The organism is Microbacterium sp. S308A+, from assembly GCF_049800815.1.
Classification (GTDB): Bacteria; Actinomycetota; Actinomycetes; order Actinomycetales; family Microbacteriaceae; genus Microbacterium.
In genome coordinates, this window is record NZ_JBNAFT010000001.1 from 73,551 (window position 1) to 91,564 (window position 18,014).

Here is an 18,014-nt window from a genome sequence, read left to right on the forward strand (position 1 = left end):
ATCGCGGTGGGGATCGGGGTCGATTCGTATGAGATTCAGTCGCAGATCCGATGAAACCGCGTCGCAGCCGGTGCGAGACTCCCCGCGATCGCGCGTCCCGAGGCTAAACTGCACCTGATGATCTACTGGATCTTGAAGTACGTGGTGATCGGGCCCTGGGTCAAAGCGGTCTTCCGACCGTGGATCGTGGGACGCGCGCACGTCCCCACGACCGGTGCCGCCATCCTCGCGAGCAACCACCTCTCGTTCGCGGACTCGATCTTCCTGCCGCTCATGCTGGATCGTCCCGTGTCGTTCCTCGCCAAGAGCGACTACTTCACGGGACGGGGCCTCAAGGGCTGGGCCACTCGCATGTTCATGAAGGGCACGGGGCAGATCCCGATCGATAGGTCCGGCGGCAAGGCCTCCGAGGCGTCGCTGAACACCGGCCTCAACGTCCTTGGCGGTGGTGACCTGCTGGGCATCTACCCCGAGGGCACCCGGAGCCCTGACGGCAGGCTCTATCGCGGCAGGACGGGCATCGCGCGGATGGCGCTCGAGGCCAAGGTCCCTGTGATCCCTGTCGTGATGGTCGACACCGACGTGGCGATGCCGATCGGCCGGAGGGTCCCCCGCATCATGCGGGTCGGGATGGTCATCGGCGAGCCGCTGGACTTCTCCCGCTACGCCGGCATGGAGAACGACCGCTACATCCTGCGCTCCGTCACCGACGAGATCATGGTGGCTCTGCAACGACTCGGCGAGCAGACATACGAGGACGTGTATGCCTCCACCGTCAAGGACCGTCTCGCAGCCGGTGCTGCCGCTCGCCGCTGAGGCGTCTGGACCCCCTCCGATCCCCCTAGAATTGAGGGATGCTTCAGCACCTCGACGCCCTCGACGCGTGGCGCTCCCTGCCGATCAAGCAACAGCCGCAGTGGCCGGACGCCGAACGCGTCGCGGAGGTCTCTGCGCAGATCTCCGCGCTTCCGCCGCTGGTGTTCGCGGGTGAGGTCGACAACCTCCGTGACCGGCTCGCGCGAGCGGCCGCGGGGCAGGCGTTCCTGCTCCAGGGCGGCGACTGCGCGGAGACTTTCGCCGGAGCGACCGCGGACCAGATCCGCAATCGCATCAAGACCGTCCTGCAGATGGCCGTCGTGCTCACCTATGGCGCGTCGATGCCGGTGGTCAAGATGGGGCGGATGGCGGGTCAGTTCGCCAAGCCGCGATCGAGCGACACGGAGACGCGCGGCGACGTGACGTTGCCCGCGTACCGCGGCGACATCGTCAACGGCTACGACTTCACCGAGGCCTCCCGGCAGGCCGATCCCGCCCGCCTGCTGCAGGGATATCACACGTCCGCCTCCACGCTGAACCTGATTCGCGCGTTCACCCAGGGAGGCTTCGCCGATCTCCGCGAGGTGCACTCGTGGAACAAGGGCTTCGCACAGAACCCGGCCAACCAGCGCTATGAGCGGATGGCGGCTGAGATCGACCGTGCGATCAAGTTCATGGAGGCGGCCGGCGCGGACTTCGAGGAGCTGCGCCGTGTGGAGTTCTTCACCGGGCACGAGGGCCTCCTGATGGACTACGAGCGTCCGATGACCCGGATCGACTCGCGGACCGGGACTCCCTACAACACCTCGGCGCACTTCCTCTGGGTCGGGGAGCGCACTCGTGAGCTGGACGGCGCGCACGTGGACTACTTCTCGAAGATCCGCAACCCGATCGGCGTCAAGCTCGGCCCGACCACCTCGCCGGAGACGGCGCTCGCTCTGATCGACAAGCTCGATCCGGAACGCGAGCCCGGTCGGCTCACCTTCATCACGCGTATGGGAGCGGGGAAGATTCGCGACGCTCTGCCACCGCTGCTGGAGGCGGTGCGCGACTCCGGCGCTCTTCCGCTCTGGGTGACCGATCCGATGCATGGGAACGGCATCACCTCGGCCACCGGATACAAAACCCGTCGCTTCGATGACGTGGTGGACGAGGTGCGCGGGTTCTTCGAGGCGCATCGCGCCGTGGGCACGTTCCCTGGCGGCATCCACGTGGAGCTCACCGGCGATGACGTCACCGAGTGCCTGGGCGGGTCGGAGCAGATCGACGAGGCGGGTCTGGCCACGCGGTACGAGTCCCTCTGCGATCCCCGGCTCAACCACATGCAGAGCCTCGAGCTGGCCTTTCTCGTCGCCGAGGAGCTGGAGAAGCGCTGATCCGCTCCGACGACGTGAGAGAGGGCCGGCAGAGACGATCTGCCGGCCCTCTCTCACGTGATGGCGGGAAGCCACGTGCCGACAGGGGAGTGGGTGCCCGGCAGGCAGGGGCGGAGGTCAGCCGGTGTAGCTGACCCGGACCTCGGAGCCGCGGTCGACGCTCTTGCCCGCTTTGGGATCCGTGCCGGTGGCCCTGACCAGGCTCCAGGCGAACTCCGGCATGCTCGTCGTCGGCTTGAGCCCGGCGTCGCGGAGTGTCTGCATCGCGGTGGCGAGGTTCATGCCGTTCACGTCGGGCACCTCGACCGGGGCGGGTCCGAGCGACACGATGAGCGTGATCGTGTCCCCTGGGCGCCAGTTCCCGCCGCCCTCACGTTCGCTGGTGCGGATCACCTCGCCCTTGCGGACGTCCTCGCTGTATTCGCTGACGACCTCGGCGGCGACGCTGAGCTTCTTGTCTGCGAGAGTCTGTCGCGCCTGGTCGACCTTCATGCCCGAAACATCGGGCAGGGGCCCCAGTGAGGTGAGCAGCCGGACGGAGTCGCCTTCGAAGATCTGACAGCCCTCGCCGCACTCGTATCCCGCCCCGCCGCTGCGGGGGGTGACCTCGGCATTGATCACGGTCCCCGAGGCGGCGCGCGAGAAGAGGGGGACCGTGTCCTGCACCGTGAAGGTGTGCTCGGCCAGCGCGGCCTTGGCCGCCTCCTCGGTCAGCCCGTTCAATGCGGGAAGCGTGACCTGCGCAGGCCCCTGGGAGATCACGACGGCGACCTTGGCGCCCTTGTCCAAGCGTTTCCCTGAGCCGGGGTCGGTGCGGATCGCGACGCCCGCCGGCACGTCGACCGAGTTCTCGCCCGTCTCGATGGGAGCGAAGCCCTCCTTCGTGAGGGTCGCGGCGGCGTCGGCGTACGACATGGCGGCGACGTCGGGCACCGACACCTGGGAGCCGGGTCCTGAGCCGAACCACCATCCCGCCCCGCCGGCGGCGGCAGCCAGGACGAGGACGAGGGCGAGGAGGAGGCCCCCGCGGGCGCGCCGGCGGGCGACGCGGCGGCGCAGTCGGGAGGCGTTGTCGGCGGCCGGCTCAGCCGCGGCGGGACTCGCGGGCTGCGCCCCGGGCAGGACGAGGGTGAGCTCGCCCGAGTCTCGGAGGGAGGACACGGGGGCGGTCTTCGTCTCCGTGACCGCGGGCGAGACGCCGAGCTCGCGCTCGACAGCGCGGAGCCGGTCGAGCATCGCCTGCGCATCGGTCGGACGCTCGTCGGGGCTCTTCTCCGTGGCCCAGAGCACGAGCTCGTCGAGCTGCTCCGGCACGCCGGGGTTTCGTACGCTCGGTCGTGGCACGGACTCCGTCGCGTGCTGGAAGGCGATCTGCATCGGCTGCTCGCCCTTGTAGGGCTGCTCGCCGGTGAGCATCTCGTAGAGCATGATGCCCAGCGCATAGATGTCGCTGCGGGCGTCGGCAGTCCCTCGGGTCACGAGCTCGGGGGCCAGGTAGGCGATCGTCCCCATCAGCTGCTGTCCGGTCGCCGTATTGGCGCTGGTCGCACGGGCGAGCCCGAAATCGCCGATCTTGATGCGTCCGTCCTCGGCGAGCAGGACGTTCTCCGGCTTGACGTCACGGTGCACGATCCCCGCGCGATGGGCTGCGGCGAGTCCGGACAGCACCGCGTCCATGATCGTGATCGTCTGCGGGATCGTGAGACGTCTCTGCTCCCGCATGAGCTCGCGCAGGGTGATCCCGGGCAGATACTCCATGACGAGGTAGGCGAGCTCGCCGTCCTGCCCCTGGTCGAAGACGTTGACGACGTTGGGATCGGCCAGCCGCGCCGCTGCACGGGCCTCCTGGATGAAACGGCTCTGAAAGACGGAGTCGTCGCTGAGGTGGCCGTGCATCACCTTGAGGGCGATGCGGCGCTCGAGGCGGAGGTCGGTGGCGACGTACACCGTCGCCATGCCGCCGCGGGCGATCCGGGCGCGTACTCGGTAACGACCGTCGACGAGCCGCCCGATGAGCGGGTCGGTCTGCTGGCTGGTCGTCACGTCAGAAGTCTAGGGAAGACAGGCTGAAAGCCCGGGGAACGGCTCGCGCTTCGGGGGCAACCCGCGGGGCCCCGGAGCGAGCCGCGCTTCCCGCCGCCGGTCACCGGTGGGCCGCGACCCACGCCTTCGCCTGCAGCTCCCAGGCTCCGTATCGCAGCGGGTAGGCCGAGAGCTGCACGGCCTGAGCCGCGTCCGTGAACGGCAGGGACTCCCAGTCCCCGAGGTCGAGGAGGCCCAGGGCGGTGGGCCCGTCCGGGCCTGTGACGCCGAGGAAGAACGCCCTGATGCTGTGCTCGGGGTCCGCGATCTGCTCCGGCGTCCCCCAGCCCGTGCTGGCCCGCTGCTGGAACAGGCCGATGGAGTCGCGGTCCCCGTGGGAGAGGTTCCGAAGGTTCGACTCGACCATCGCCGCGGCCAGCGCGATCTCGATGCCGCGTTCCGGGACTCCGATCGCGTCTCCGATCGCGATGATCCGCGCCGCGTTGTGCGCCTGCTCGGCGTCGAGGGCGGTGGACGGGGCGAGGGGCGGGGCCGGCTCCTCCGAGGGTTCCTCGTCCGGCGCGACCGCGGAGAGCGACGGCAGGGCGGCCACGGCACCGGCCGGGGAGAGGAGGAGCGTCTGTCCCGGATAGATGATCGAGTCGGGTCCCAGCCCGTTGGCGGCGTAGATCGCCTCGACGGTGGTGCTGTGCGTCCGCGCGATCGCCCAGAGCGTGTCGCCGGCGACGACCTCGTACGCCTTCTCGGCGGGCGCATCGACGGAGGCGGCGGCATGCCCCGCGGACACGGCGTCCTCTGTCGGTGTCGGCGCGGCCGTGCGCAGGACGTCGCCCGGATGCAGCAGGTCGTCAGGGTGCAGCGCGTTCCAGTTGCGCAGCTCGGCGACGGAGATGTCGAAGCGACGCGCGAGGTCGAAGAGCGTGTCGCCGTCGACGACCACGTGATCCTCCGCCGCGGCCGAGGGGGCGAGCGCGAGAGAGCCGGCGAGGGAGCCGAGGACCGCTGCCGGCGCGATCCATCCCGTGGCATACGGATGTCCGGTGCGTGTGCGTCTGGTGCGTCGTCCGAGCTGCGGCGTCATCGTCGTCCCCCTCTGGCGCCCCGACCGGGGCGATTACGGGTACGACGGTGTCATGTTCTGTGACAGGAGTCAATAAGAAGGCACTTGTGTGAATAATGTGGCGGATGTCGCGAGCAGGCGAGGCCTCATCGGGAAGTGGCATCATGACGGGAAGTGGCATCATGACAGGGTGTCCTCGACTGAACCCGCTCCCGTCCCCCTGACCTGGCTGACCCTTCCGGAACTCGTCGAGATCCTCGATGAGCCGCTCGGGCGCGTGCGGCGCCTGATCGACGATCGACACCTCATCGGATCCAAGCGCAACGGCCCGTTCGCCGTGCCCTCGGTCTTCCTGCAGGGCGACCGGCCGCTGCCGTCCCTTCGGGGGACGGTCATCGCGCTCGCGGACGCCGGGTTCTCCGACGACGAGGCGATCGATTGGCTGCTCGCCCCTGAGGAGACGATCGGCCGCCCGCCGATCGAGGCGCTGCAGCAGGGGCACAAGAGCGAGGTCCGGCGTGTCGCGCGTACGCTCGCCTGAGCCGGAGGCCCCCGCGTCTCGCCGGTGAGTGCTCAGGCGATTCTGCTCGTCGCGGCGCGCGCCAGCTCGCGGAGCTCGTCGAGAGCGTGAGCGTCGAGCGGGGCGTCCCGGAGGGCGGTGTCCGCGTCGGCGGCGTAGCGGACGATGAGCTCCTCCACGCGCCGCAGCGCGCCGGACTCGACGATCGCCGCCTGCAAGGAGGCGATCTGGTCAGGGGTGAGGGCAGGGTCGCCCAGAAGCTCGTCGACGAGGCGGCGCCCCGGCGCGGCGAGGGCTTCCCTCGTCCACGCGATGAGCAGCGTCCGCTTGCCTTCCCGCAGATCATCGCCTGCCGGCTTGCCGGTCGCGTCCTCGTCGCCGAAGACGCCGAGGACGTCGTCCCTGAGCTGGAAGGCCATGCCCACGGGATGGCCGAACCCCTGCAGCGACCGTCGTTGCTCGGGGGCGGCGCCGGCCAGCGCCGCCCCGATGAGGAGAGGCTGCTCCACGCTGTATCTGGCCGACTTGAGGGAGGCGACCCGCAGCGCTCGCTCGGCGTGCGTGCTGTCGTCGTTGACGCTCCACGCCGCCTCTTCGGCGACGTCGAGATACTGGCCGAGCGTGACGTCGCGGCGCATCCGCGCGTATTCGGAGCGCACGGCGTCGGCATGCGGATGACCGGTGAGTCCCGTCTCCAACAGATCGTCGCTCCAGGCGAGGAGCAGGTCGCCGAGCAGGATCGCGGACGAGCGTCCGAACGCCGCCCCGTTCCCGCTCCAGCCCGCATCGGCGTGCGCGGTCTCGAAGACGCGATGCATCGAAGGGCGTCCACGGCGCGTGTCGGAGTTGTCGATGACATCGTCGTGCACGAGCGCGGACGCCTGGAACACCTCGAGCGAGGCGCATGTCTCCCAGAGCGCGTCCGCCTCGGCCGCGGCGGGAGTGCTCCGCCGGGCCACGGCGCTCCACCCGGCGCGACAGAACCGGGCGCGAAGGCCCTTGCCGCCCTGGAGCGACGCTGCGGCGGCCTCGACGAGCCCACGCGCGTCGGGGCCATGCGCGGCGATCTCCTCGCGCCGACGCTCCACGAACGTGTCGATGCATGCGGCGACCGCCTGCAGGACGGAGGGAGTGGACACCCTTACAGCCTACTGAGCGTCCGTCCGCATCTAGCCCGCGCACAGCCAAGCGGCGTAGACTGGAGGGAACTTCACCCGAGGGGGACGAATGCCACTCTCTGAACAGGAGCAGCGTCTGCTCGACGAGATGGAACGTCATCTCATGCAGAACGACGCGGACGTCGTCAGCGCGCCCGCCGGAGACCGTGCGTTGAGCTATCGCAATCTCGTCTACGGGGCCGTGCTGCTGCTGGTCGGACTCGGTGGGCTGATCGCCGGCGTCGTGGTCGGTGATGTCCTGGGGATCGTGATCGGCGTGGTCGCGTTCGTCGCGATGCTCGGGGGAGTGATGCTCGCGGTCACCCCGATCCGACGGACCTCCGCGGAGCCGGCCTCGCCCGCTGCGGAGAAGGCGTCCTCCTCCGGCGTCTCCTTCATGGACCGGATGAACGACCGCTGGGACCGGCGTCACGAGGAACGCTGACCCTCTGATCTGAAGGCCCGGATGCTTCGGCATTCGGGCCTTTTTCGTGTCTTCGGAGCCGACCGGCCTTGCTGAGGCCCTGCCCGCCGAGGCCTCCCGTCCGCCGCTTTTCCTCCACCCTCCCTCCACTCCGCTCCACCGGGACAATCCGCGGAATTTCGCGACTACAGGGCTGCTGGCGACGGCGAATCGCCCCGCTCCATGCAGATGGTCGTAGGAAAGTGGGGCGAAGTGGAGTAAAGTGGGGGAAACGCTGCTGGCGAGGCGAGAGGGGGCGATGCCGATGCTGTTGGGCACGCATTCCCCCAAGCTCGACGACAAGGGCCGCGTCATCCTCCCGGCCAAGTTCCGTGAGGACCTGGCCGGTGGTGTGGTGGTCACCCGTGGTCAGGACCGCTGCCTGTACGTCTTCAGCACGGCCGAGTTCGAGAGCGTGCACGAGCGCATCCGGCAGGCGCCGCTGAGCAACAAGGAGGCCAGGGCGTTTCTGCGGATGTTCCTCTCCGGAGCGAGTGCCGAGATGCCGGACAGCCAGAACCGCGTCACCATCCCCGCCCATCTCCGTGCCTACGCCGGGCTGGAGAAGGAACTGATCGTCACCGGTGTCGGCGCCCATGCCGAGATCTGGGACGCCTCGGCATGGAACACCTACGCCGAGGGGCACGAGGACTCGTACGCCGAGCTGGAGGAGGAGGTGATCCCGGGCCTGTTCTGACCCTGGCCGTGACTCCCAGCCGCTTCTGCCCCGGCGCACCTTCCCCGGTGCCGGGTCGAGCGGATGGGGATCAGGGCCCGGGTCCCCGGCCCCGACGACGATGGGAATCCGCGACATCCACACACCCGTCCTGCTCGAGCGCTGCATTGAGCTGCTCGCCCCGGCGCTCCAGCACGAGGGCGCCGTCCTCGTGGACGCGACGCTGGGCATGGGAGGACACTCCGAGGCCTTCCTCGAGCGGCTGCCGCACCTGCGCCTGGTCGGCCTGGACCGCGACACCGACGCTCTCCGCATCGCGGGCGAGCGCCTTGCGCGCTTCGGCGACCGGGTCACACTCGTGCACACCGTCTACGACGCGGTCGGCGAGCATGCGACCGGCGCTTCGGGAATCCTCTTCGATCTCGGCGTCTCCTCGCTGCAGCTGGACGAGGCCGAGCGCGGCTTCGCCTACGCCAAGGACGCTCCGCTCGACATGCGGATGGACCAGACGACCGGCATCACCGCGGCGGACGTGCTGGCGACCTATGGCGAGGGACGCCTGCGCGGCATCTTCGAGCGTTACGGTGAGGAGAAGCTCGCCGCGCGCTATGCCCGAGCGATCATCCACGCCCGTCAGGCGGTGCCGCTCACCCGTTCCGGACAGCTCGTCGAGGTCCTCGTCGCTGCGACGCCCGCGGCGGCGCAGCGGGCCGGCCACCCCGCCAAACGGGTGTTCCAGGCGCTGCGGATCGAGGTCAACGCCGAGCTCCGCGTGCTCGCCGGCGCCATTCCCGCGGCCATGGGAGCCCTCGCGCTGGGCGGACGGATCGTCGTGATGTCGTATCAGTCGCTCGAGGACCGACTGGTGAAGCAGGCCTTCGCCGCGGCCTCCGCCTCGACGGCTCCAGCGGGACTTCCCGTCGAGCTTCCCGAGCACGCGCCCCGGTTCCGCCTTCTGTCCAAGGGGGCGGAACAGGCGAGCGAAGAGGAGCGCGCCGTGAACCCGCGGGCCATCCCCGTGCGGCTGCGGGCCGCCGAACGCATCCGTGACGAACAGAGGAGCCAGGTCGCATGAGCCTTGCCGCCGAACCCCTGCTGCAGCCGGCCGTCGACGAGCCGACGAGAGGGCGCCGCCTGCGTGCGGTCGAGAGCCCGTCTCGGCGTCGACGTCCGCGTCTTGCCTATGCGATCGTGGCGATGGCGGGCGCCGCGCTCATCGCCGCCCTTCAGATCGGTCTCACCATCGCGACGACCCAGGACTCCTTCGTCGTCGCCCAGCTCACCGAGCAGAACCGCGAGCTGACCTGGCAGGCGCAGGCCGCCTCCGAGGAGATCGCGGGACTCAGCTCTCCGCAAGCGCTGGCGTCCAGCGCCGCGAGCCTCGGCCTCGTCGTGGGCGGCAACGCCAACTACATCCGCCTCAGCGACGGCGCGCTCATCGGCGCCGGCGGCGCGGGCGCCACCGCCTCGACTGTCGACCCGCGAGGCGCCGGCGCGGTTCCGAACGCCCTCGTCTCGGCCTCGTCGAAGCCGACGGCCGGGGAGACCGCGGGCCAGGGAGCACAGCCGGGGACGGGAGAGGCGCCGGTCGTAGACCCGAACGTCCCCCCGCCCGCCCAGGGACTGCCGACGCCGAGCCTGCGGTGACGGCCTGACCGAAGACGAATCGTGATCCGGACGGAGAGAGCATGACGACTCGCGCGAACAGAAGCCCTCGTCGACGCACTGTCGTCGCCCTCGCGGTCATCCTCGCCGTGATCGTGGGCTTTCTCGTGCGTCTCGTCGACATCCAGATCGTCAACGCGGCAGGGCACGTGCAGGACTCGATCGACACCGGAGAGGTCGGCGCCACTCGGACGGTGGCGGGCGCACGGGGGTCGATCGTGGACAAGAACGGCTCGGCGCTCGCGAAGGGGGTGCTGGTCTACGACGCGCAGCTGAACCCGAAGACGATCCGGACGCTGGAGGAGGACACGAAGAACCCGCCGAAGGTCTCGTGGGAGGAGGCGTCCGCGCAGATCGCCGAGATCACCGGCCAGAGGCCGGAGGAGGTGCGCGAGATCTACTCTCAGGCCATCGCCGCGAACCCCGACAACCAGTACGCGCTCCTCAAGACCTCGCTCACCACTGCGCAGTATCTCAAGCTCCGGGAACTGAAGCTGTCCTATCTGTTCATGGAATCGCGCAGCGTGAGGCAGTACCCGAACGGTGCCGTCGCGGGAAACCTCGTCGGCTTCGTCGGCTCGGACGGCGAGGCACTGGCCGGGCTGGAGATGGCAGAGAACTCCTGTCTCGCCGCCAAGGACGGCCAGGAGACCTTCCTCAAGGGCGAGGACGGGATCGTCATCCCCGGCAGCTACAAGTCCAAGCCGGCGGTCGACGGCGGCACCCTCACGCTCACGATCGACAGCGAGCTGCAGTGGTACCTCCAGCAGATGATCGCGGAGGAGACGCAGGCCCAGGGAGCGAAGAACGGCTCGGTCCTGGTCGTCGAGGCCAAGACCGGCAAGGTCAGGGCTGCGGCGGAGTACCCTTCGGTGGATCCCAACGATCCGGGCTCCGCCGCCCCGGCTGACCGCGGATCGCGGATCTTCACCACGACGTTCGAGCCGGGGTCGACGTTCAAGGCGATCACCGCGGCGTCGGTCATGGAGCACGCGGGCGCGACGGCGGCCACGAGCGTCAGCGCCTCCAGCCACGAGGAGTTCCCCAACGGCGCCGTCGTCAACGACGCCTTCGTGCACCCGACTTACGACTACACGCTCGCCGGGGCGCTCATCGACTCCTCCAACGTGGCGCTGTCGAAGTTCGGCGACATGGTCACGGATCAGCAACGATACGACGAGCTCGTGAAGTTCGGGGTGGGGTCCAAGACAGCCATCGACTTCCCGGGCGAGGAGCCGGGGATCATCCACCCGGTGAAGGACTGGGACCCTCAGTCGCGTTACACGACGACCTTTGGCCAGTACTACACGGTGACCGCGCCGCAGGTCGCCAGCGCCTATCAGGCGATCGCGAACAAGGGCGTCAAGATCCCCCTGTCGCTGGTCGAGTCCTGCGCCGCTGCCGACGGCTCGAAGAGCGAGATCCCGGCCTCCGAACCCCAACGGATCCTCCCGGAGAAGACCGCGGCGGAGCTGTCGAGGATGATCGAGAACGTCGCCGTGCAGGGCGGGGTCGCCGAGACCATCGCCGTGCCCGGATACCGGATCGCGGCGAAGACCGGAACAGCCGAGAAGCCGGATGAGAACACCGGTGCGTACAAGGCGGGGATCTACTACACGAGCATGGTCGGGTACGCGCCCGTCGACGACCCCCAGTACGTGGTGGTCGTCACCCTGGACGAGCCCACTAGGGTAACCTCGTCAACGGCCACGGCACCCGCGTTCCAGAAGGCCATGACGCAGGTTCTCAAGACGTACCGTGTGCTCCCGTCGTCCGTCCCCATGGACGAGCTCCTGCCCAAGTTCAAGTGATCGGCGCCTGCGCGCCCGGAGGAAGACGTCGTCATGATCGCGCTGTCATTCGGTGAGATCGCCGCCCTGGCCGGCGGCACGCTGCATCCGGCCGGTGGCCGGACAGCGGAGACGATCGTCGCGGGAGCCGTCGACACCGACTCCCGCAAGATGGCCGCGGACGGCATCTTCGTCGCGAAACCGGGGGAGCAGACCGACGGGCACCGTTTCGTCGGAGCCGCGGTCGAGAACGGAGCCGTCCTCGCGATCGTCGAGCGACTCGTGGACGAGCCGATCTCTCAGATCGTCGTGCCCGACGTCATCGAGGCGCTCGCGTCGTTCGCGCGGGGAGTCGTCGCGCGCGTGCGCGAGGGCGGAGACCTGCGGGTGATCGGCGTGACGGGCTCCAACGGCAAGACCACGACGAAGAACTTTCTCGCCCGCATCCTCGCGGACGAGGGCGAGACGGTCGCACCGATCGCGTCGTACAACAACGAGGTGGGCGCGCCGCTCACCATGCTCCGCGTCACGGCGTCGACGCGGTTCCTCGTCTGCGAGTTCGGCGCCAGCGCGCCGGGAGAGATCGCGCGGCTGGCCGGGCTGGTCGAGCCCGACGTCGTCATCGTCCTGATGGTGGGGATGGCCCATGCCGGCGGCTTCGGCGGGATCGAGGAGACCGCGCGGGCGAAGGCAGAGCTCATCGCCTCGGCATGCCCCGGCGGCACGGCGGTGCTCAACGTCGACGACCCTCGCGTGAGCGCTATGCGTCCCGCGGCCGAGGAGCGGGGCCTGCGGATCGTCGGCTTCGGACAGGGGCCGTCCGCGGATATCCGCGGAGGCGGTGTCGAGGTCTCGGCCGCGGGCACGGACGTCGTCGTCGAGGCAGAGGGGGAGCGCCTTCCGCTCCATCTGCAGGTGCTCGGCGCCCATCACGTCGGCAACGCCCTCGCCGCGATCGCCGCGGTCGGCGCGCTGGGCGTGCGACCGGCGGATGCGATCGCCCGTCTGGAGACGGTGCAGATCGCCGAGCGGTGGCGTATGCAGCCGATGGGCAACGACGAGGTGCGCATCATCAACGACGCCTACAACGCGAGCCCCGACTCGATGGCTGCTGCGCTGCGGACGCTCGCGCAGATCGCCGGGCCGGAGGAGCGTACGGTCGCCGTCCTCGGCGCGATGAGCGAGCTGGGAGAGGCCGCAGGCGAGGAGCACGATCGTATCGGGCTGCTCGCGGTACGGCTGAACATCCAGCGCATCGTGGTGGTGGGAGCCGAGGCGAGACGTCTGTATCTCTCGGCGGTCGGAGAAGGCTCCTGGGACGGCGAGGCGGTGCACCTCGCCGACGCCGACGCTGCCTATCGCTATCTGATCGACGAGCTGCGTCCGGGGGATCGCGTGCTCGTCAAGTCCGCCAACTCCGCGGGACTCCGGTTCCTCGGTGATCGTCTGGGAGAATCGTTCTCGTGAGGTCCCTGCTTACCGCGGCGGCGATATCGCTCGCCTTCACGCTCTTCCTGACACCGGTGTTCCTCCGGCTGTTCCGGAAGTGGGGCTGGGGGCAGGTGATCCGCACACCCGAGGCGATCGAGAACCCGAGCCATCACGCCAAGCGCGGCACGCCCACGATGGGCGGCACGATCTTCATCCTCGGGACGCTTCTCGGGTACGGCATCGGCACCTTCACCGGCGGCAGCTATCCGACGGTGTCCGGTCTGCTGGTCCTCTGGCTCATGATCGGCTTCGGCGCGGTCGGCTTCGTCGACGACTACATGAAGCTGCGCAGTCAGCGCAGCCTCGGGCTGTCCGGATGGCGCAAGGTGATCGGCCAGATCATCGTGATCGTCCCGTTCGGAATCGTCGCCCTCACCGTCCCTGACCGTTCAGGGGTCACGCCGGCGAGCGAGTTCATCTCCCTGTTCCGAGACATCCCGGTGCTCTGGCTCTTCACGTTCGGGGCGATCGTCGGATGGGCCCTCTACCTCATCTGGCTCGCGCTCATCGGCGTCGCCGCCTCGAACAGCGTCAATCTCACGGACGGCCTGGACGGCCTCGCCGCCGGGGCCGGCGTCTTCGTGGTCGGCGCCTACAGCCTGATCTCGTTCTGGCAGTTCAAGCAGTCCTGTGCGATCCAGGCCGTCGAGGCGACGGTCCAGAACAGCTGCTACACCGTGGCGAACCCCTTCGATCTGGCTGTCGTCTCGGCATCCTTCGTCGGTGCTCTCATCGGCTTCCTCTGGTGGAACGCCCCGAAGGCGAAGGTCTTCATGGGCGACGTCGGCTCTATGGCGATCGGCGGCGTCGTGGCGGCGATGGCCATCCTCACCCGCACCGAGCTGCTGCTCGTGCTGCTCGCCGGCATCTTCGTGCTCTCCTCCGGCTCTGTCATGCTGCAGCGTCTCTACTTCAAGCTCACCCGCGGCAAGCGACTGTTCCTGATGAGCCCCTTCCATCACCATCTCGAGATGCGTGGCTGGCCCGAGGTGACGATCGTCGTCCGACTGTGGATCATCGCGGGCCTCCTCGCGGTGTCGGCCGTCGGGCTCTTCTACGTCGAATGGCTCGCGCTGGCATGACGGTCCGCGACCTCGACACCCTGACCAGCTGGCACGCGGACTGGCGAGGGCTGCGCGTCGCTGTCCTCGGGCTGTCCGTGACCGGCTTCTCCGTGGCCGACACCCTCGCCGAGCTCGGAGCCGACGTGCTCGTGCTCACCGAGTCGGCGAGCGAGGAGTACGAACGGCTCCTCCCCGTGATCGGTGCGACGCTCTGGACCGGCACGCTCGACGCCGCGCCGGCGGAGCTCATCGCCTTCGCTCCCGATGTGATCGTCGCCTCACCGGGGTTCTCACCCGCACACCCGCTCATCCGCTGGGCGCGCGAGACCGGTGTCCCGCTCTGGGGCGATGTCGAGCTCGCCTGGCGGGTGCGCGACAAGGTGCTTCGCGCAGACGGGACGCCCGCGGACTGGATTCTCGTCACCGGCACCAACGGCAAGACCACCACGACCCGTCTGGCTGCGACGATGCTGGTCGAGGGCGGACTCCGCGCGGCGCCGTGCGGGAACATCGGCGTTCCGGTCCTGGACGCCGTTCGCGATCCCGGCGGGTTCGACGTCCTCGTCGTCGAGCTGTCCAGCCATCAGCTGTGGTATCTGGGCCTGACCGAGCCGGCCGCGCAGCCGGTCCCGTACGCTGCGGTGTGCCTCAACCTCGCCGACGACCACCTCGTGTGGCACGGCAGCGCGGCGGCCTATCATGACGCCAAGGCGCTGGTCTATCGCAACACTCGCGTCGCCTGTGTGTACAACAAGGCGGACGAGGCGACTCGTCGCATGGTCGAGGAGGCGGACGTCGTCGAGGGGGCGCGCGCGATCGGGTTCGACCTGGGCGTTCCCGGTCCCAGCGATCTGGGCGTGGTCGAGGGGATCGTGGCAGATCGTGCCTTCCTCGCCGAGCGCAAGACGACGGCGCTCGAGCTGACGACCATCGCCGCGCTCGGGGAGCGCGGGCTGGCGGCGCCGCACATCGTGCAGAACGTCCTCGCGGCCGCGGCACTCGTGCGCGCCCTCGGCGTCGAGCCGGAGGCGATCCGCGCGGCGATCGACGTCTTCCGCCTCGATCCGCATCGCATCGAGATCGTCGCACGGGCAGGAGGGGTCACCTGGGTCGACGACTCGAAGGCGACCAATCCCCATGCCGCGCTCTCCTCACTGCGGGCCTTCCCCGGAGCGATCTGGGTCGTCGGCGGCGATCTGAAGGGCGTCGATCTCTCCGCCCTCATCGCCGGCCCCGGCTCATCGGTGCGGGCGGCGCTCGTGATCGGTGTGGACCGCACCGGCGTGCTCGCGGCGTTCGAGCGACACGCGCCGGAGGTGCAGGTCCTGGAGGTCGTCCCCGGCGACACTGAAGAGGTCATGAGCCGCGTCGTGGAACTGGCGGCGGGGATCGCGCATGACGGCGACACCGTGCTCCTCGCACCCGCCGCAGCGTCCTTCGACCAGTTCGAGAGCTATGCGGATCGGGGCCGCCGCTTCGCCGAGGCGGTGCAGGAACGGATCAGTCGGGGGAGCGCGAATGACGCAGACGGCTCGCCCCGCGACGACTCCTGAGAGCGACGGGCCCCGCGGACTCGCCGCCAGGGTGAACCTCGGGCGCATCTTCCGTCCCGTCTCCTCCGAGTTCCTGCTGATCGCCTCCACGGCGCTTCTGCTCACCGTGTTCGGCCTTGTGATGGTGCTCTCTGCGACCAGCGCCACGGCGGTGGACAGGGGAGAGGGCCCCTACGACATCGTGCTGAAGCAGGGGCTCTTCGCCCTCGTCGGCGTGCCGCTGATGTTCCTGTTCAGCCGCCTCCCCGTGTCGTTCTGGAAGAGGATCGCCTGGCCGGCCCTGATCGTCACCACCGGTATGCAGCTGCTGGTGTTCACCCCGCTCGGCGTCGAGAACGACGGCAACAGGAACTGGATCCTCGTCGGCGGTCAGAACGTGCAGCCGTCGGAGTTCCTCAAGCTCACCCTCGCGCTGTGGTGCGGCTATGTGCTTTATCGCAAGCAGTCGTTGCTCACGCGTTGGCAGCACGTCTTCATCCCGCTTGTGCCGGTCGCCATGCTCGTGATCGGCACGGTGATGGGCGGCGAGGACCTCGGCACGGCGATGATCATCTTCCTCGTGGTGCTCGGCGCGCTGTTCTTCTCCGGCGTGCGGCTGCGGATCTTCATCCTCCCCCTCGTGCTCTCCGGCCTCGCCGTCGCGGTCCTCGCTCTCACCAGCGATCGGCGGATGAGCCAGATCACCAGTCTCTTCAACACCGAGAGCCTCGATTGCTATTACGCGGCGGGCGGATGCTGGCAGCAGCTTCATGCGCTCTGGGGAATGGCCAGCGGCGGGGTCTTCGGCCTGGGCCTCGGGAACTCGCGAGAGAAGTACGGCTGGCTCCCGGCCGCGTCGAACGACTACATCTTCGCGATCGTCGGGGAGGAGCTGGGGCTTATCGGCTGCGGACTGGTGCTGGCTCTGTTCGCCCTCTTCGCCGTCGGCGTCTTCCACGTGATCCGCAAGACCGACGATCCGTTCATCCGCATCGTCTCGGGCGGCGTCGTGGTCTGGATCATCGGTCAGGCGCTCATCAACATCGGTGTCGTGCTGCGGATCTTCCCCGTGCTCGGCGTCCCGCTGCCGTTCATGTCCCAGGGAGGGACGTCGCTCGTGTCCGTGCTGCTCGCGTGCGGCGTCCTGCTCTCCTTCGCGCGGACCATCCCGGCTGTTCCCGCCCCCGTGACTGCGACGCCCGTCGGCCGGAACGACCGGGGCACAGGATCGCGGGGTAGGGTCTCCCGGTGACCACGTACCTGCTGGCCGGCGGGGGCACCGCCGGCCATGTCAACCCGCTGCTCGCCGTCGCTGACGGGCTCACCTCTCGCGACCCGGGTGCCGACGTGCTCGTGCTGGGGACCAGGGAGGGGCTGGAATCTCGGCTCGTCCCGCAGCGCGGGTATGAGCTGCTGATCGTCGACAAGGTCCCGTTCCCGCGACGACCGAACAGGGCGGCGCTGACGTTTCCCGTGCGATTCCGCCGTGCGGTCCGCCAGGTGGGGGGATACCTCAGGGAGCGTGGCGTGGACGTGGTCGTCGGCTTCGGCGGCTACGCGTCCGCGCCGGCATACGTCGCGGCGCGGAAGGAAGGCGTCCCGGTCGTCGTGCACGAGGCGAACGCCCGGCCTGGGCTCGCGAACGTGCTCGGCGCGCGGAAGGCCGCCGAGGTCGGGGTCGCCTTCGACGGCACCCCGCTTCGAGGTGCGACGCTCGTGGGCATGCCGTTGCGTCATGAGGTCGTGGAGCTCGATCGTGCGGCGCAGCGGGGCGAGGCGGCCGCGGAGTTCGGCCTCGATCCGTCCCGCCCCGTCCTTCTCGTCTTCGGCGGCTCGCTCGGCGCGGCGCGGATCAACGACGCCTTCGGCGGAGCATGGCGCGATGTGCTCGACGCGGGCTGGCAGCTCCTGCACGTGACGGGGGAGCGATCCGATCTCGCCGATCCGGGAGTCCAGGGATACGTGCAGCGACGCTACGTCGATCGGATGGACCTGGCGTTCGCACTGGCGGACTTCATCGTGTCCCGGTCGGGGGCGGCGACGGTCAGCGAGGTCAGCGCGCTCGGGATACCCGCCGTCTACGTGCCGTACGCGGTGGGCAACGGCGAGCAGCGGCTGAACGCGGGATCGGCGGTCGCGGCGGGTGCCGCCCTCATCGAGGACGACGCGAGCCTGACCCCGGAACGGGTGCGCGATGCGGTGATCCCGCTCCTGCGCGACGAGGCTCGTCGCGCAGCGATGGCGGACGCCGCGGCACGGGTGGGGAGCCGACGCGGCACCGAGGACCTCATCGCCCTGATCGACCGCGTCACGGCGCGGTGAGACCGCTCGTCTCCGTGGCGCCCGACGACGGCGCGCCCA

The 18,014-nt window shown here is 69.4% G+C and carries 16 protein-coding genes; 13 read left to right on the forward strand and 3 right to left on the reverse strand.

Features of this window, described 5'->3' with window-relative positions; translation table 11 throughout:
- Positions 1 to 117 precede the first annotated feature (117 nt).
- Both ACP15J_RS00370 and ACP15J_RS00375 read left to right on the forward strand, forming a co-directional pair.
- Entirely contained in the window at positions 118 to 816 is a 699-nt protein-coding gene (locus tag ACP15J_RS00370) for a lysophospholipid acyltransferase family protein (protein ID WP_424935986.1), read from the forward strand.
- A gap of 38 nt (positions 817 to 854) precedes the next feature.
- Positions 855 to 2,192, forward strand: a complete 1,338-nt coding sequence (locus ACP15J_RS00375; protein WP_424935985.1) for a class II 3-deoxy-7-phosphoheptulonate synthase — start codon at positions 855 to 857, stop codon at positions 2,190 to 2,192.
- A gap of 117 nt (positions 2,193 to 2,309) precedes the next feature.
- Here the strand turns inward: ACP15J_RS00375 and pknB are convergent, their stop codons facing one another.
- Positions 2,310 to 4,235 carry a Stk1 family PASTA domain-containing Ser/Thr kinase gene (gene pknB / locus ACP15J_RS00380; protein ID WP_424935984.1) on the reverse strand — a complete coding sequence of 642 codons (1,926 nt, stop codon included), beginning with the start codon at positions 4,233 to 4,235 and terminating at the stop codon, positions 2,310 to 2,312.
- A 100-nt stretch (positions 4,236 to 4,335) separates the two neighbouring features.
- Positions 4,336 to 5,316 carry a LysM peptidoglycan-binding domain-containing protein gene (locus tag ACP15J_RS00385; RefSeq protein WP_424935983.1) on the reverse strand — a complete coding sequence of 327 codons (981 nt, stop codon included), beginning with the start codon at positions 5,314 to 5,316 and terminating at the stop codon, positions 4,336 to 4,338.
- A gap of 169 nt (positions 5,317 to 5,485) precedes the next feature.
- On the opposite strand from ACP15J_RS00385, the gene ACP15J_RS00390 reads away from it, so the two are divergent.
- Complete coding sequence (locus ACP15J_RS00390) at positions 5,486 to 5,836, forward strand: Rv2175c family DNA-binding protein (protein WP_424935982.1); 351 nt, start codon at positions 5,486 to 5,488, stop codon at positions 5,834 to 5,836.
- Positions 5,837 to 5,868: 32 nt separating this feature from the next.
- On the opposite strand, the gene ACP15J_RS00395 is transcribed toward ACP15J_RS00390, so the two are convergent.
- Positions 5,869 to 6,954, reverse strand: a complete 1,086-nt coding sequence (locus tag ACP15J_RS00395; RefSeq protein ID WP_424935981.1) for a polyprenyl synthetase family protein — start codon at positions 6,952 to 6,954, stop codon at positions 5,869 to 5,871.
- An 88-nt stretch (positions 6,955 to 7,042) separates the two neighbouring features.
- On the opposite strand from ACP15J_RS00395, the gene ACP15J_RS00400 reads away from it, so the two are divergent.
- The 10 genes from ACP15J_RS00400 (at position 7,043) to ACP15J_RS00445 (ending at position 17,975) form a co-directional block, all read left to right on the forward strand.
- Positions 7,043 to 7,417 (forward strand): DUF3040 domain-containing protein, encoded by a 375-nt coding sequence (locus ACP15J_RS00400; protein WP_424935980.1) that lies wholly within the window; start codon positions 7,043 to 7,045, stop codon positions 7,415 to 7,417.
- Positions 7,418 to 7,700: 283 nt separating this feature from the next.
- Entirely contained in the window at positions 7,701 to 8,132 is a 432-nt protein-coding gene (gene mraZ / locus ACP15J_RS00405) for a division/cell wall cluster transcriptional repressor MraZ (RefSeq protein WP_424980857.1), read from the forward strand.
- Positions 8,133 to 8,232: 100 nt separating this feature from the next.
- On the forward strand, positions 8,233 to 9,186 hold the full coding sequence (gene rsmH / locus ACP15J_RS00410) for a 16S rRNA (cytosine(1402)-N(4))-methyltransferase RsmH (protein ID WP_424935978.1): 954 nt from the start codon (positions 8,233 to 8,235) through the stop codon (positions 9,184 to 9,186).
- A complete protein-coding gene (locus tag ACP15J_RS00415) occupies positions 9,183 to 9,758 on the forward strand; it encodes a hypothetical protein (RefSeq protein ID WP_424935977.1) in 576 nt (191 codons plus the stop codon). Before rsmH ends, ACP15J_RS00415 begins: the two co-directional genes overlap by 4 nt.
- A gap of 41 nt (positions 9,759 to 9,799) precedes the next feature.
- Positions 9,800 to 11,587 carry a peptidoglycan D,D-transpeptidase FtsI family protein gene (locus ACP15J_RS00420; RefSeq protein WP_424935976.1) on the forward strand — a complete coding sequence of 596 codons (1,788 nt, stop codon included), beginning with the start codon at positions 9,800 to 9,802 and terminating at the stop codon, positions 11,585 to 11,587.
- Positions 11,588 to 11,620: 33 nt separating this feature from the next.
- Positions 11,621 to 13,033: a UDP-N-acetylmuramoyl-tripeptide--D-alanyl-D-alanine ligase gene (locus ACP15J_RS00425; RefSeq protein ID WP_424935975.1), complete on the forward strand. Its 1,413-nt coding sequence runs from the start codon at positions 11,621 to 11,623 to the stop codon at positions 13,031 to 13,033.
- Entirely contained in the window at positions 13,030 to 14,139 is a 1,110-nt protein-coding gene (gene mraY, locus ACP15J_RS00430; protein ID WP_424935974.1) for a phospho-N-acetylmuramoyl-pentapeptide-transferase, read from the forward strand. Before ACP15J_RS00425 ends, mraY begins: the two co-directional genes overlap by 4 nt.
- The gene (gene murD, locus ACP15J_RS00435; RefSeq protein WP_424935973.1) at positions 14,136 to 15,674 is read left to right on the forward strand and encodes a UDP-N-acetylmuramoyl-L-alanine--D-glutamate ligase; all 1,539 of its coding nucleotides are present in this window, start codon (positions 14,136 to 14,138) and stop codon (positions 15,672 to 15,674) included. Before mraY ends, murD begins: the two co-directional genes overlap by 4 nt.
- Positions 15,640 to 16,905 (forward strand): putative lipid II flippase FtsW, encoded by a 1,266-nt coding sequence (gene ftsW / locus ACP15J_RS00440; protein WP_424935972.1) that lies wholly within the window; start codon positions 15,640 to 15,642, stop codon positions 16,903 to 16,905. The genes murD and ftsW overlap by 35 nt, the downstream gene beginning before the upstream one ends.
- Complete coding sequence (locus ACP15J_RS00445; protein WP_424935971.1) at positions 16,902 to 17,975, forward strand: UDP-N-acetylglucosamine--N-acetylmuramyl-(pentapeptide) pyrophosphoryl-undecaprenol N-acetylglucosamine transferase; 1,074 nt, start codon at positions 16,902 to 16,904, stop codon at positions 17,973 to 17,975. Before ftsW ends, ACP15J_RS00445 begins: the two co-directional genes overlap by 4 nt.
- Positions 17,976 to 18,014: the final 39 nt, after the last annotated feature.